This window comes from Corynebacterium stercoris (assembly GCF_024160105.1).
Taxonomy (GTDB): Bacteria; Actinomycetota; Actinomycetes; order Mycobacteriales; family Mycobacteriaceae; genus Corynebacterium; species Corynebacterium stercoris.
Genome location: NZ_JAMFTQ010000003.1, coordinates 140,153 through 154,675 on the forward strand (window position 1 = coordinate 140,153; position 14,523 = coordinate 154,675).

At 68.1% G+C, this 14,523-nt stretch carries 11 protein-coding genes; 5 read left to right on the plus strand and 6 right to left on the minus strand.

Annotated features, from left to right (window positions below):
• The first annotated feature begins 99 nt into the window (after positions 1 to 99).
• The 3 genes from M5J20_RS04120 to M5J20_RS04130 all read left to right on the plus strand — a co-directional run bounded on the left by M5J20_RS04120 (position 100) and on the right by M5J20_RS04130 (position 8,544).
• Positions 100 to 993 carry a hypothetical protein gene (locus M5J20_RS04120; RefSeq protein WP_253576610.1) on the plus strand — a complete coding sequence of 298 codons (894 nt, stop codon included), beginning with the start codon at positions 100 to 102 and terminating at the stop codon, positions 991 to 993.
• Positions 974 to 4,702: an ABC transporter ATP-binding protein gene (locus tag M5J20_RS04125; RefSeq protein ID WP_253576618.1), complete on the plus strand. Its 3,729-nt coding sequence runs from the start codon at positions 974 to 976 to the stop codon at positions 4,700 to 4,702. Before M5J20_RS04120 ends, M5J20_RS04125 begins: the two co-directional genes overlap by 20 nt.
• Before the next feature lie 101 nt (positions 4,703 to 4,803).
• Positions 4,804 to 8,544, plus strand: a complete 3,741-nt coding sequence (locus tag M5J20_RS04130) for a multifunctional oxoglutarate decarboxylase/oxoglutarate dehydrogenase thiamine pyrophosphate-binding subunit/dihydrolipoyllysine-residue succinyltransferase subunit (RefSeq protein WP_253576627.1) — start codon at positions 4,804 to 4,806, stop codon at positions 8,542 to 8,544.
• A gap of 76 nt (positions 8,545 to 8,620) precedes the next feature.
• Here the strand turns inward: M5J20_RS04130 and M5J20_RS04135 are convergent, their stop codons facing one another.
• Positions 8,621 to 9,286, minus strand: a complete 666-nt coding sequence (locus M5J20_RS04135) for a substrate-binding domain-containing protein (RefSeq protein WP_253576630.1) — start codon at positions 9,284 to 9,286, stop codon at positions 8,621 to 8,623.
• Positions 9,287 to 9,298: 12 nt separating this feature from the next.
• Positions 9,299 to 9,805 carry a YflT domain-containing protein gene (locus tag M5J20_RS04140; RefSeq protein ID WP_253576633.1) on the minus strand — a complete coding sequence of 169 codons (507 nt, stop codon included), beginning with the start codon at positions 9,803 to 9,805 and terminating at the stop codon, positions 9,299 to 9,301.
• A gap of 95 nt (positions 9,806 to 9,900) precedes the next feature.
• Between M5J20_RS04140 and M5J20_RS04145 the strand changes: the two genes are divergently transcribed.
• The gene (locus M5J20_RS04145; protein WP_253576635.1) at positions 9,901 to 11,043 is read left to right on the plus strand and encodes an Mrp/NBP35 family ATP-binding protein; all 1,143 of its coding nucleotides are present in this window, start codon (positions 9,901 to 9,903) and stop codon (positions 11,041 to 11,043) included.
• Here M5J20_RS04145 and tatB read toward each other — a convergent pair.
• The 3 genes from tatB to sigE are packed head-to-tail and all read right to left on the minus strand — an operon-like array spanning position 11,040 to position 12,473.
• Positions 11,040 to 11,471: a Sec-independent protein translocase protein TatB gene (tatB, locus tag M5J20_RS04150; protein ID WP_253576651.1), complete on the minus strand. Its 432-nt coding sequence runs from the start codon at positions 11,469 to 11,471 to the stop codon at positions 11,040 to 11,042. The two genes, M5J20_RS04145 and tatB, sit on opposite strands and share 4 nt — an antisense overlap.
• Before the next feature lie 10 nt (positions 11,472 to 11,481).
• Positions 11,482 to 11,823 (minus strand): zf-HC2 domain-containing protein, encoded by a 342-nt coding sequence (locus M5J20_RS11415; protein WP_367614878.1) that lies wholly within the window; start codon positions 11,821 to 11,823, stop codon positions 11,482 to 11,484.
• Between the two features lie 47 nt (positions 11,824 to 11,870).
• Positions 11,871 to 12,473: an RNA polymerase sigma factor SigE gene (gene sigE, locus M5J20_RS04160; protein WP_253576653.1), complete on the minus strand. Its 603-nt coding sequence runs from the start codon at positions 12,471 to 12,473 to the stop codon at positions 11,871 to 11,873.
• Positions 12,474 to 12,607: 134 nt separating this feature from the next.
• Here sigE and M5J20_RS04165 point away from each other — a divergent pair, with 134 nt between their 5' ends.
• On the plus strand, positions 12,608 to 13,264 hold the full coding sequence (locus tag M5J20_RS04165) for an O-methyltransferase (protein ID WP_437177618.1): 657 nt from the start codon (positions 12,608 to 12,610) through the stop codon (positions 13,262 to 13,264).
• Here the strand turns inward: M5J20_RS04165 and glgC are convergent, their stop codons facing one another.
• Complete coding sequence (gene glgC, locus M5J20_RS04170; RefSeq protein WP_253576659.1) at positions 13,265 to 14,482, minus strand: glucose-1-phosphate adenylyltransferase; 1,218 nt, start codon at positions 14,480 to 14,482, stop codon at positions 13,265 to 13,267.
• Positions 14,483 to 14,523 lie beyond the last annotated feature (41 nt).

Below are 14,523 nucleotides of genomic sequence, written 5' to 3' on the forward strand. Positions count from 1 at the left end.
GATCACAATTCAATTACCGCGGGAATGGCGTGGCCTGTGCAGATGCTGCACTTTTCGCGATTGTCCTAGCCGGACCCCGAGGCCCTACAAGGAGGCGCCATGTTTAACCGCAAGAGCGACACAATTGCCAAGCGCGAGGAAGCGCGAGAGATCATCACCGATGTCCTCGCATCCGATCCGGAGCGCCTCCAGGAGGAGGCCGGACCGCTCGGCCGCGCCTTCATCAGCGCCGTGGACAAGGTAGTGAATCTGCAGTCCGGCACCATCAAGGCCTACGTGCACTGGCTGCGCCGCCAGAACCCGGACGCTTCCCCGGCCGAGATCCAGAAGATAATGGAGAAGCACTTCCGCAACACCGTGACCGTCACCGGCGCCGGCGCGGGCGCGACCGCCGCGGTGCCCGGCATCGGCCTGATCACGGGCACTGCCGCGATCGCGGCGGAGTCCGTGCTCTTCCTCGACCTCGCCGCGTTCTACACCGTCGCCGCCGCCTACCTGCGCGGCGAGGACATCAAGGACCCGGACCGCCGCCGCGCCATGGTGCTGACCACCCTCATGGGCACCCAGGGCGTGGCCATCGTGGAGGCGCTGCTCGGCGAGGACTCCACCAAGCTCCCCGGCAAAAACACCATGGCCAAGTTCTCCGGCCCGGGCCTGGCGGAGGCGAACAACATTCTCACCCGGGCCGCGCTGCGCTCCTTCAATAAGAAATTCCGCCGCGCGTGGCTGGGTAAACTCCTGCCGCTGGGCCTGGGCGCGGCCGCCGGCACCGCGGCGAACCGCAAGCTAGCCAACGTTGTGCTGAACAACGTGAACGACGCCCTGGGCACCCCGCCGGCCTACTTCGCCGAGCCGCTGCCGGAACCCGAGGAGGAGGATGAGGCGGAGCGCGCCGTCGAGGCGAAGCTGAGCGCCAACCCACGCGAGTTCGCCGCCTGGATCATGCAGATTTTCGGCCGCAAGCAGAAGGGGGATGAGAACGACGCGGAATAGCCTGCTCACCCGCGCGCTCAAAGCCAACGCGGCCCCAGCCGCCGCCGCGTTCACCGCCGCAGCCCTCAGCGCGTTCCTGCAAACGTCGGTGCCGGCGCTGACCGGCCGCGCGGTGGACATCGCCACCGGCAACGCCGACGGCTCCGTCACCCGGGTCGCCTGGACCATGGTGGCGGTGGCGCTTCTCACCTACGCCTTCAACTGGGTCCGCCGCTTCACCTCCGGCAGGCTCGCCTCCAATTCGCAGCACTGGCTGCGCGTGGAGCATCTGCGCTCGCTGCACCGCCTCGACGGCAACGGTCAAGACCGCATCGAGGCCGGGCAGATCGTGTCGCGCTCGATCACCGACCTCAACCAGTTCCACATGGTGCTGGCCTCCGCGCCGATGCTGCTCACCCGCGCCCTCCAGCTCGCGGTGACACTCGCCGTGATGTTCGCGATGGACATCCCGCTCACCCTCATGGCCCTGGCGCTGCTCCCCCTCATCCTCATCGAGGCAAACCGCTCCCGCCAGGCCCTCTACGCCGCCACCTGGGTGAACCAGCAGACGGCCGCCGACCTCACCCAGCACGTCGAGGAAACCGTCTCCGGAGTGCGCGTGGTCAAGGCCTTCGGCCAGGAGCAGCGAGAGATCGACCGCCTCGACGACCTCGGCCGCGAGCTCTACGCCGTCAAAATGCGCGCCGCGAAGCTCACCGCGCGCTTCCAGCCGGTGCTTTCCCAGCTGCCCAAAGTCGCGCTCGTAATCACCATTGTCGCCGGCGGCATCACGGCGATCCGCGGCGGCATCACCGTCGGCGCCTTCGTCGCATTCACCGCGTACTTGAGCTCCATGACTTCCCAGATGGCGGCGCTGACCAGCCAGTACGTGCGCATGCAGATGGGCATGAGCTCCGTCGACAGGCTCGAAGAAGTCCTCGCACTCGCACCAGAACCCGCCCACGCCGCAACCGGCGCGGCCCCGAGCGGGGACTGCGGCATCGCGTTCTCGCACGTCGATTTCTCCACCAACGGTTACCAGGTCCTGAGCGGCTTCACCCTCGACGTCGCACCGGGCGAAACCGTCGCCGTCGTCGGCCCGCCCGGCGCCGGCAAGTCCATGGCCGTACAGCTCGCCGGCGGCTTCTACGAGCCGGATCAGGGGAGCATCGCGCTTACCGACGCCGCAGGTAACCGCATCACCTACCCCGACCTCCCGCTCGACGCGATTCGCAGCAGGGTCACCTGCGTCTTCGACGAGGCGTTCCTGTTTTCCACCTCGGTCTTCGACAACATCGCCCTCGGGGCCCCGGACGAGCTGCGACGCCAGGGCCCCGCGGCGCTCGCTGAGGCCGTGCGCCACGCCGCCCGCCTCGCTCGCGCGGACGAGTTCATCGAGCGCCTCCCCGACGGCTACGACACCCTCGTCGGCGAGCGCGGGTTGACCCTTTCCGGCGGCCAGCGCCAGCGCATCGCGCTCGCCCGGGCGCTCATCGCCGCACCGGCGGTGCTCGTGCTCGACGACGCCACCTCAGCCATCGACGCCGAGAACGAAGCCGCCATCCTGGCTAACCTGCGCGAACACCTCACCGGCGTGACCGTCATCGCCGTGGCGCACCGCCAGTCCACGGTGGCGCTCGCCGACCGCGTCGTGGTCATGGACCGCGGCCGCATCGTCGCCGACGGCCTGCGCGCCGAGATCACCGCCACCGATGCCTACCGGCAGGTGATGGACCCGGAGGTGGAGGAAGGAAGCGTCGTCAAGCGTGAGCCCTGTCCTGGAGAGCTGTGGCCGGACGTTGCGCACCACGACGAAGTGCACGTGCTGCCCCCGCCGTCCGGGGCGAAGGGCGGCGGCGGGCGCAACGCACCTGTGACCGCGACGCCGGAGCTGATGGCGCGCGTGGCCAAGCTCCCGGCCGCCACCGAGCGCCCCGAGCTTTCCGCGGCGACGCTTGAGCGGCTGCGCACCCCGTCGAGCGAATTCAAGGTCGCGAGCCTGTTCAAGGCCGTGCGCTGGCTCATCGCCGCGACCGTCGTACTGCTGGTCGTGGGCGTGGCCGCGGACCTCGCCTTCCCGACGCTCATCCGCGCGGCCATCGACGGCGGCATCGAGCCGGAAAACACCCGCTTCCTCATCCAGGTGGGCGCGGCGGCCCTCGGCGTCGTGGTGCTCGCGTGGGCCGCGGACGCCGCGGTGACGGTGCTGGCCGCCCGAGCAGGCGAACGGCTCCTCTACGGCCTGCGTCTGCGCAGCTACGCCCACCTGCAGCAGCTCGGCTTGAGCTACTTCGAGTCGCGGCTGAGCGGCAAAATCATGACGCGGATGACCACGGACATCGACACCCTGTCGTCCTTTTTGCAGACCGGCCTGGCGCAGGCGATCGTGTCCGTCGGCAGCCTCATCGGCGTCGCCGCGATGCTTGTGGCCACCGACCTCGAGCTCACCGGCGTGGCGCTGCTCGCCGTACCTGTGATCGTGGCGGCCACGGTGGTGTTCCGGCACTTCTCTAAGCGCACCTACACCGCCGCGCGCCAGCAGATCTCCGCCGTCAACGGCGAGTTCGCCGAGCTCATCGGCGGCATCCGCGTCACCCAGATGCACCGCGGGGAGGCCCATGCCGAGGCCGCGTTCGCCGAGGCCAGCGACACCTACCGGCGCCTGCGGATGCGCACCGTCACCCTCATGGCCACCTACTTCCCCGGCATGCAGGCGATTTCCCAGATCATGACCGCCCTGGTCATCGGCGTCGGTGCGCAGCGCGTCGCCGAGGGCGAGCTCTCCGTCGGCGTCCTCGTCGCGTTCACCATGTACCTCGGCCAGCTCTACGGCCCGATCCAGCAGCTCGGCCAAATCTTCGACTCCTGGCAGCAAGCCACCGTCAGCTTCGACCGCATCACCGCGCTCTTGGGCGAGCGCACCACCGTCCCCGACACCGGCACCGCCCCCGGCGCACGCACCGCGGCCCGCGGGGAGCTTTCGCTTGCCGACGTCTCATTTTCCTACCGCACCGCCGACACCGACACCGACACTGCCACCGACGCCGTGATCGAGCACATGGATCTCACCCTCTCCCCCGGCGAGACCGTGGCGCTGGTGGGGCCGACGGGTGCGGGGAAATCGACCGTCGTGAAGCTGCTTGCGCGGTTCTACGATCCGTCGTCGGGTGAGGTGCGCGCGTCCGGGAGGAACATCGCCGAGTTCCCGCTGCCCGCCTGGCGGCGCGCGCTCGCGCAGGTGCCGCAGGAGTCCTACCTCTTCGAGGGCACGGTGGCGGAGAACATCGCGTACGGCGTGCCCGGGGCGAGCGACGCGGAGGTTCAGGCCGCAGTCGCGCGCATCGGCGCGCTTCACGTCATCGCCGCGATCCCCGGCGGGTTCAACGCGCACGTCGGCGGGCGCGGGCGGGGCTTGAGCTCGGGCCAGCGGCAGATCATCGCCCTTGCGCGCGCCGAGATGCTCGAGCCCGACGTGGTGCTGCTGGATGAAGCCACCGCTACCCTGGACCCCGCCACCGAGCGCGCCGTGCTCGACGCCGCCGACTCCGCCACGGCCGGGCGCACCTCCGTGATTGTGGCCCACCGCCTCGCCACCGCGGCCCGCGCGGACCGCATCCTGGTGATCGACGGCGGGCGCATCGTCGAAGACGGCTCGCCGGAGGATTTGCTCGCCGCGGGCGGGCGCTACGCCGCGATGTGGGCCGCCGGCACGGCGCGCGACAACCATTAATTGGGGGAATATCCACGCTCGCAGGCGGGATTCATTAACATCGGGTTGAAGTCTATCGACACAAGTATCTTCACACCGATGTAGGAAGGTGAACACCTGCCGTGAGCAGCGAAAACACTTTCGGCCAGAACAGCTGGCTGGTTGACGAGATGTTCCAGCAGTTCCAGGAGGATCCAAACTCCGTGGACCCGGAGTGGCGCGAGCTCTTTGAGAAGAAGGGCGCACCCAAGACTGCGAAGGGCACCGCCAACGTCTCCCCGTCCGCCAAGGGCGCGTCCGAGGCGAAGACTGACCCGAAGGTCGCCCGCACCACCGCAGCTCCTTCCCAGGACGGGCGCGAGACCAAGGTGGACGAGGCTGCCGCCGCCACCTCAAAGCCGTCCAAGCCGGTGAAGGCCAAGCCGAAGACCTCCCCGCTGGACCGCATCGCCTCTGTGGAGACCACCCCGGGCGAGACCCAGCTCAAGGGCGCGTTCAAGGCAATTGCCAAGAACATGAACGAGTCCCTCGAGGTCCCCACCGCGACCACCGTGCGCGACATGCCGGTCAAGCTCATGTTTGAGAACCGTGCGCTGATCAACGACCACCTCAAGCGCACCCGCGGCGGCAAGATCTCGTTTACCCACATCATCGGCTACGCCATTGTCCAGGCCACCAAGCTGCACCCGGACATGAACAAGAGCTACCGCGAGGAGGAGAAGAAGTCCTTCGCGGTGCAGCCGGAGCACATCAACCTCGGCCTGGCCATCGACCTGCCGCAGAAGGACGGCTCCCGCTCCCTCGTCGTCGCCGCGATCAAGGAGTGCGAGACGCTCGATTTCAACGGCTTCGTCAAGGCGTACGAGGACATCGTCGACCGCGCCCGCATCGGCAAGCTGACCATGGATGACTTCTCCGGTGTCACCATCCAGCTGACCAACCCGGGCGGCATCGGCACCCGCCATTCCATCCCGCGCCTGACCAAGGGCCAGGGCACCATCGTGGGTGTCGGTGCCATGGATTACCCGGCCGAGTTCGCCGGCGCGTCCGAGGACCGCCTCGCCGAGCTGGGCGTGGGCAAGCTGGTCACGCTGACCTCGACCTACGACCACCGCGTGATCCAGGGTGCGGAGTCCGGCGAGTTCCTGCGCGACATTTCGCAGCTGCTTATCGACGACAAGTTCTGGGACGAGATCTTCGATTCCCTCCAGATCCCTTACGCGCCGCTGCGCTGGGCACAGGACCTGCCGGACACGGGTATCAACAAGGACACCCGCATCATGCAGCTCATCCACTCCTACCGCGCGCGCGGCCACCTCATCGCCGACACCAACCCGCTGCGCTGGCACCAGCCGGGTCTGCCGAAGCCGGATTCCCGCGACCTGCTGCTTGAGTCCCACGGCCTGACCATCTGGGACCTCGACCGCACCTTCCACGTCGGCGGTTTCGGCGGCAAGGAGACCATGACGCTGCGCGAGGTGCTTTCCCGCCTGCGCGCCGCCTACACCCTGCACGTCGGCGCCGAGTACGCCCACGTCATGGACCGCGACGAGCGCGACTGGCTCCGCGACCGCATGGAGGCCGGCATGCCGAAGCCGACCACCGCGGAGCAGAAGTACATCCTGCAGAAGCTCAACGCCGCCGAGGCCTTCGAGAACTTCCTGCAGACCAAGTACCTGGGCCAGAAGCGCTTCTCCCTCGAGGGTGCCGAGACCCTGATCCCGCTCATGGACGCAGTCATCGACACCGCCGCCGGCCAGGGCCTCGACGAGGTTGTCATCGGCATGCCGCACCGCGGCCGCCTGAACGTGCTGTTCAACATCGTGGGCAAGCCGGTTGCGACGATCTTCAACGAGTTCGAGGGCAACTTCAAGGCAGCCCAGCAGGGCGGCTCCGGCGACGTGAAGTACCACCTCGGCTTCGAGGGCGAGCACATCCAGATGTTCGGCGACGGCGAGATCAAGGTCTCCCTGGCCGCCAACCCGTCCCACCTCGAGGCCGTCGACCCGGTCCTGGTGGGCATGGCCCGCGCCAAGACCGATCAGCTCAAGGTGACCGAGGGCCGCGAGGACTATCCGGTTGTGCCGCTCATGCTCCACGGCGACGCCTCCTTCGCCGGCCTGGGCATTGTCCAGGAGACGCTGAACCTCTCCCGCCTGCCGGGCTACTCCGTCGGCGGCACTGTGCACATCGTGGTGAACAACCAGATCGGCTTCACCACCACGCCAGAGTCCGGCCGTTCCTCCTACTACGCCACCGACCTGGCCAAGGGCTTCGACTGCCCGGTGTTCCACGTCAACGGCGACGACCCGGAGGCAGCAGCTTGGGTTGCCCAGCTGGCCACCGAGTACCGCCGCGAGTTCGGCAAGGACGTCTTCATCGACCTGATCTGCTACCGCCTGCGCGGCCACAACGAGGCCGACGACCCGACGGTGACCCAGCCGATCATGTACGACCGCATCGAGAGCCACGAGTCCGTGCGCACCCGCTACACCAAGGACCTCATCGGCCGCGGCGACATCACCCAGGAAGAGGCCGAGATCGCGGCCCAGGACTTCCACGACCAGCTCGACGCAGTCTTCTCCGACGTCAAGGCGTCCGAGGGCCAGCCGAGCGAGCAGACCGGCATCACCGAGGCGCAGAAGCTCACCCGCGGCCTGGACACCTCGATTTCCGAGGACACCTTCAAGCGCCTGGCCAACTCCTACGCGGAACTGCCGGAGGACTTCACCCCGAACAAGCGCCTGAAGAACGTGCTGAAGAACCGCGGCGGCTCCTTCGAGGGCGGCGACATCGACTGGGGCTGGGGCGAGCTGCTCGCCTTCGGTTCCCTGGCGGAGCAGGGCAAGTTTGTCCGCCTCGCCGGCGAGGACTCCCAGCGCGGCACCTTCACCCAGCGCCACGCGGTGCTGTACAACCCGGAGAACGGCGAGGGCTACAACCCGCTCGACCACAACGCGCAGGAGGCCGACAACGGCGGCCGCTTCGAGGTCTACAACTCCGCGCTCACCGAGTACGCGGGCCTGGGCTTCGAGTACGGCTACTCCCTGGGCGACCAGGACGCAGTGGTGGCCTGGGAGGCACAGTTCGGCGACTTCGCCAACGGCGCCCAGACCATCATCGACGAGTACATCTCCTCCGGCGAGACCAAGTGGGGCGAGCTGTCCAGCCTGACCATGCTGCTGCCGCACGGCTACGAGGGCCAGGGCCCGGACCACTCGTCGGCACGCATCGAGCGCTACCTGCAGCTGTGCGCCGAGGGTTCCATGACCGTGGCGCAGCCGTCCACCCCGGCGAACCACTTCCACCTGCTGCGCCGCCAGGCACTCGGCGAGATGAAGCGCCCGCTGGTCGTCTTCACCCCGAAGTCCATGCTGCGCAACAAGGCTGCAGTTTCCCAGCCGGCCGACTTCATCGAAACGGACAAGTTCGAGTCCGTCATCGACGACCCGAACTTCGTCTCCCGCGGCAACACGAAGGTCGACGGCGCGAAGCACGACAAGGTTGAGACCATCCTGCTGTGCTCCGGCAAGATCTACTACGAGCTTGCGAAGCGCCAGGAGAAGGACGGCCGCGACGATGTCGCGATCGTCCGCGTCGAGATGCTCCACCCGATCCCGTTCAACCGCCTCAAGGACGCTTTCGCGAACTACCCGAACGCGAAGCAGATCCGCTGGGTGCAGGATGAGCCGGCCAACCAGGGTGCATGGCCGTTCTACAACGAGCACCTGCGCGACCTGATCCCGGACATGCCGGAGATGGTCCGCGTCTCCCGCCGCGCACAGTCCACCACCGCTACCGGTGTGGCGAAGGTGCACCAGCAGGAGGAGCAGGCGCTTATCGACGAAGCGTTTGCCAAGTAAGTAGGTAAGAAACCGGCCCGCGGGGAGGAATTCCCTGTGGGCCGGTTTTTTGCTGCCGTCGAAAAGTGTGGGGCGCTTATGCCTCGCGTGGAGCGATGCCGGCGTACTCCATGAGCCACTCCCCCACGGCCTCGGCGATGGGCTCGCCGCCCTCGATGCGCTCGGCGGCTTCCGCGATGTCCTCGGTGGCCATGACGCGGGTGATGAAGTTGATGCGGTTGACCGTCGCGCGGTCGAACGTGCCGTCGACGAAGACGGGGATGATGTTCTGCGGCAGCTCGTCCGGGCCGAGGTCCGCGCAACCGTGCGCCGGGGAGGGGTCCACGGTGCGCACGTCGGTCGGGAACGTGCCGACGGTCGCGTCATACGCCGCCTGCGACAGCGCCTCACCCTCCTCGCCGCTCGCCGCGAGCTCGCGCGCCGCCGCCGGGTTCTGCGAGTTCAGCAGGGCTCCGGTGCACGTGACGACGAGGTCGATCTGCTCGGTGCGGAGCACCTCAATCGCGTCGGCCTCCGCGCGCGGCGGCAGGCTGGTCACGCCCACGGCGTAGCCCATCTGGTCCAGGATGCGGCTGTAAATCTCGCCGAGCGCGACCTGCTCCGCCGACGCCGAGTCGATGCCGATGGCCACCGGCGTGCGGTCCGGCGCGCCCAGAAGCGGCAGCCCGCTCGATTGCGCACACGAAACGCAAAGCGCCGACACCGCGACAAGTGCGGTGCCGGCGAGTGTGCGGTTTCCCAACCCGTTGCTCCTTTACTGCGGCGATTGAGTCTGCTCGTTGACTCTACCGCCGGCAATCATGTCGCGGGCCTGCGGGGCGAGCTCGGGCTCGCACAATACGTCGTAACGCCCGGCGACGATCGTGGTCGCGGAGGCGAAGTCGCGCTTGCCGCCGCTGAAACCGTACGCGATGGCGGCGAAGACCACGCCGAACAGCGCACCGATGAGCAGCGACCAGAAGAACACGGCCCACCCGGTGCCCGGCATCGCGAACAGCGCGAAGATCAGGCCGATGAACAGACCCATCCACGCGCCGGAGAGCGCGCCCCCGCCCAACACGCGGCCCCAGGTCAGGCGGCCGGTGATGTTCTCCACCTGCATGAGGTCGACGCCGACAATGGTGAGCTTCTCCACCGGGAACTCGCGATCCGAGAGGTTGTCCACAGCGGTTTGCGCCTCGGCGTAGGTGTTGAAGCTGCCGACCGGCCAGCCGGTGGGCAGTTGGCGGGAGTTCGCGGCCGCCTGCTTGGGGTTCGTCATAGCGCTCCTATTTTTGAAGGTTCAATCAACGTGCAGCGCCCCACTATACATGTGTTTTCCCACGTCTCGGGCGGGGCTTATACTTGCGCATTGATATGGCTACTACGCACTCCCCCATCACAGAAGCTGCCGTCCTGGACGCACTCGCGCGCGTCGAGGACCCGGAAATCGGCAAACCCATCACCGAGCTCGGCATGGTCGACCAGGTCACCGTGAACGAGAGCGGCGATGTCGCCGCCACTATCCTGCTCACCATCGCCGGCTGCCCGATGCGCGAGACCATCGAGCGCAACGTCCGCGCCGTGCTCGAGGAACTCCCCGGCGTCGGCAAGGTCGACATCACGCTCGGCTCCATGACCGACGAGCAGCGCCGCGCCCTCTCCGAGAAGCTCCGCGGCGAGCAGACCGGCCCGGTCATCCCCTTCGCCGACCCGGACACGCGCACCCGCGTCTTCGCCGTCGCGTCCGGCAAGGGCGGCGTGGGTAAATCCTCGATGACGGTGAACCTCGCCACCGCGATGGCCGCGCAGGGCCTCACCGTCGGCATCGTCGACGCCGACATCTACGGCCACTCCATCCCTGGCCTCATGGGCTCCGCGGACAAGGGGCCCACGCTTGTCGACGACATGATCATGCCCCCCATCACCCACAACGTGCGCCACATCTCCATCGGCCAGTTCGTGGAGGGCAACGCACCGATCGTGTGGCGCGGCCCGATGCTCACCCGCGCGATCCAGCAGTTCCTCGCCGACGTCTACTGGGGCGACCTCGACGTCCTATTCATGGATCTGCCGCCCGGCACCGGCGACGTGGCCATCACCGTGGCGCAGCTCGTGCCTAACGCGGAGCTGATCATCGTCACCACACCGCAGGCCGCGGCCGCCGAGGTCGCGGAGCGCGCCGGCACCATCGCGCAGCAGACGAACCAGCGCATCGCGGGCGTGATCGAGAACATGGCGGGCCTCGCCATGCCGGACGGCACCACCATGCACGTCTTCGGCGAGGGCGGCGGCCAGCGCGTCGCCGACCGCCTCACCGCGCTCACCGACTCGGACGTCCCGCTGCTCGGTTCCATCCCCCTCGACCCGACGCTGCGCGAGCATGGCGACGACGGCACCCCCGTCGTCATCGCCCAGCCCGAGTCGCCGGCGGCGCAGGCGGTGGAAGCGATCGTCGGCAAGCTCAAAGTGCGCCGCAATTCGCTCGCGGGCAAGAGCCTCGGCGTAACGCCGAGCTAGAGCACGTCTTCCCAGTTGAAGCCCGCGCGCTTCGGCTCCTCCGGGGCCGGCGCGGGTGCCGACGCACGCTTGTTCCGCGCAGGCGCCGGACGCGGGCCCGACGGGGTCGGCTGATCCTCGTCCGCCAGCGCGCGGCGCGGATCGAAGCTCTCCAGGTATTCCTCGTCGCCATCGAAGAGCAGCGAGGACACCGCGCGGGCGGGCCCCATCGCCGCGTACTTGGACACGGTGTCCAGCGGCTTGCGGAACTCCTCGAACTCCTCCAGTTCGCCGTTGAGCTCGCGCTTCGCGTTCGCGATGCCCTTGCGCGCGGCGTAAATCGCGGCGCGCACATCCTCGATCACGGCGGGCAGGCGCTCCGGGCCGATCACAATCAGCCCGATGATCAGGATGAGGAAAAACTCAAACCATCCGAAGCTGGAAAACACCTACGTCACCCTACCCCCGGCGCCGTAGCGACTTCAGGGCGGACTCCATTTTGCGCAGCAGATCCGGCTGATCCCCCGCCGGGCGCGGCGGCTTGATGGCGCACTTGCGACCCGCCGGCACGTCCTCGTCGCGCAGCTGAGCCAGGCGATCCACCAGCGAGCGCGGCGCGCGCACCTCGTCCTGGCACCCGCGGACGCGCTCGGCGGCGCCGCGCTGCGCCACCACCTCATCGTGGCACTCGGGGCACTGCGCGATGTGGTCCTGCGCGCGGCGCGCAGCCGACGGGGACAACTCCTCATCGACGAAAGCAGCTACCGCCTCCGCGCTCAAATGCTCCGTTGATGCGAACACCGCGCGCCTCCTTTCAGCAATGCGACCCAGGCTACTCCTGTGCAGGTCTAACGGGTGCGCAGCAGCTCCTTCGCGGCCGTGTCGTACAGCGCCTGGGCTTCCAGCGACTCGCGCAGCTGCGTCCGGCCGCGGTGGATACGCGAGCGCACCGTGCCCATCTTCACATCGAGGGTCTCGGCGATCTCCTCGTACGTCATACCGACAACGTCACAGAGCACCACCGCGACGCGGAACTCGGGGCTCAACTCGTCCAGCGCGCGCTGCAGCGCCGGGTCCAGCGTCGTCGAAGCGACTGCCTGCTCCGGCGTGGGGCCGGGGCCGAGGACGCGCTCGTAATCCTCCGGCAGCTCCTCCATCCGGATCTTGGAGCGGTGGCGCACCATGTCCAGAAACAGGTTCGTGGTGATGCGGTGCAGCCAGCCCTCGAACGTGCCCGGCTGGTAGTCCTTCAGGTTGCGGAAGACGCGCATGAACGTCTCCTGCGTGAGGTCTTCGGCATCGTGCTGGTTGCCGGCGAGGCGGAACGCCAGCCGGTAGACGCTGTCCGCGTGCTCGGCCACGAGCTCTGCCCACGACGGCATCTCGCCGTGTCCGGCATCGAAGGCGGCGGTGCCGGTGAGGGGCTCGGCGGGCGCGGACTCGACAGTCATGCCCGAAATTGTGGCAGATCAACATCCACCGGACCAACTAACGGCCTGGGAAGTGCCTGTGCATTGCGAGTCGGCCCGATGAGAACCCGGCGGCGACTATGCTGAAACGCGTGAGTGAGACCGCGTTTTCCCAAATGACCGCCTTCATCAACGAGCGCAACGGCTCCCAGGCCCAATTCACCGAGGAGTTCCGTGAGGGCCTCAGCCACGCCCACGTCGAGGCGGAGGAAAACGGGGTGCGCGCGCCGTCCGTGATCGTCGGCACGCTGCTGAGCGCGCTCGCGGCGGCGCACCCGGCGGGGGCGGCGAGCCAGGGTGCGGTCGCCGTGACGCCGGCGGCAGGCGTCGTCGGCCTGCACATCCTCCGCGGCCTGCCTGCGAAAGCGACGCTGACCTGCATCGAGCCCGAGGCCGCGCTGCAGGCCGAGGCGAAGGCCGCGTTCAAGCTCGGCGGCTACGCGGCCTCCCGCGCGCGCTTCCTCACCGCCCGCCCGCTCGACGTGATGGGCAGGCTCGCCAACGGCGCGTACCAGCTGGTGTACGCAGACGTCGCGCCGCTGGAGCTGCCCGCGCTGATCGACGTCGCGTGGCCGCTCCTCACCCCGGGCGGCACCCTCGTCATCGCCGATTCGCTGCTCGACGGCACCGTTGCCGACCCCTCGCGGCGCGACCGCGAAACAGAAGCAGCGCGTGAGGCGGATGTCCGCCTCGACGCGCTCGCTGCCGATACCGGTGCCGTGGTCAGCCGCCTGCCCCTCGACGGCGGCCTGACCTTGGTGACGAAGCGGTAGCTACACCACTTCGTTCTTGCCCACGACCACGACGCCGCCGTCGGAGACGGTGTAGCGGGTGCGGTCGCGCTCCAGGTCCACGCCGATGATTTCGCCGTCGGAGACGTAGACGTTCTTGTCCAGGATGGCGTGGCGCACCACGGCGCCCTTGCCCACGCGCACGCCCGGCAGGAGCACGGAACCCTCGACGGTCGCGCCCTCCTCGACGCGCACGTCGGTGGAAAGCACGGAGTTGCGCACCGTCGCGCCGGAGACGATCGAGCCGGACGCCACGATGGACTCCGCCGCAATGCCGCCCAGCACGAACTTCGCCGGCGGGAGGTTGCTGTCCTCGGTGGAGTGGATCGGCCACGCCTTGTTGTAGAGGTTGAAGATCGGGTGGGAGGAAATGAGGTCCATGTGGGCCTCGTAGAAGGAGTCGATGGTACCTACGTCGCGCCAGTAACCCTTGTCGCGCTCCGTGGCACCCGGGACCTCGTTGCCGGAGAAGTCGTAGACGTTGGCCTCGCCCTTGGACACGAAGTACGGGATGATGTCGCCGCCCATGTCGTGCGCCGAGTCCTCGTTCTGCTCATCCTCCAACAGCGCCTGGATCAGCGCCTCGGTAGAGAACACGTAGTTGCCCATGGACGCGTAGGTCATCTCCGGGTCATCCGGGGTGCCCGGCGGGTCGGCCGGCTTCTCCAGGAACTCGGTGATGGTGCCGTCGTCGTCAGCCTGGATGCAGCCGAACGCGGTCGCCTCGGCGCGCGGGACGCGGATGCCCGCGACGGTCGCGGCCTTGCCGGAGGCGATGTGGTCCTCCACCATCTGCGACGGGTCCATGCGGTAGACGTGGTCCGCGCCGAAAACGAGGACGTAGTCCGGCATATCGTCGTAGATCAGGTTCAGGGACTGCACAATCGCGTCCGCCGAGCCGTTGTACCAGCGCTTGCCGCGGCGCTGCTGCGCCGGCACGGAGGCGATGTACTGCGGCGTCGGGCCCGACACGTTCCACGCGGTGGCGACGTGGCGGTCCAGCGAGTGGGACTTGTACTGCGTCAGCACGGCGATGCGCATGTAGCCCGCGTTGACGAGATTGGAAAGCACGAAGTCGATGAGGCGGTAGTTACCGCCGAACGGGACCGCCGGCTTGGCGCGGTCCGCGGTGAGGGGGAACAGACGCTTCCCCTCACCGCCAGCGAGGACGATGGCAAGGACTCGAGGCTGACTCTTCATACCCGCCAGCGTATTGAAAGAAGCTCTGGTGCGCAGGGCAT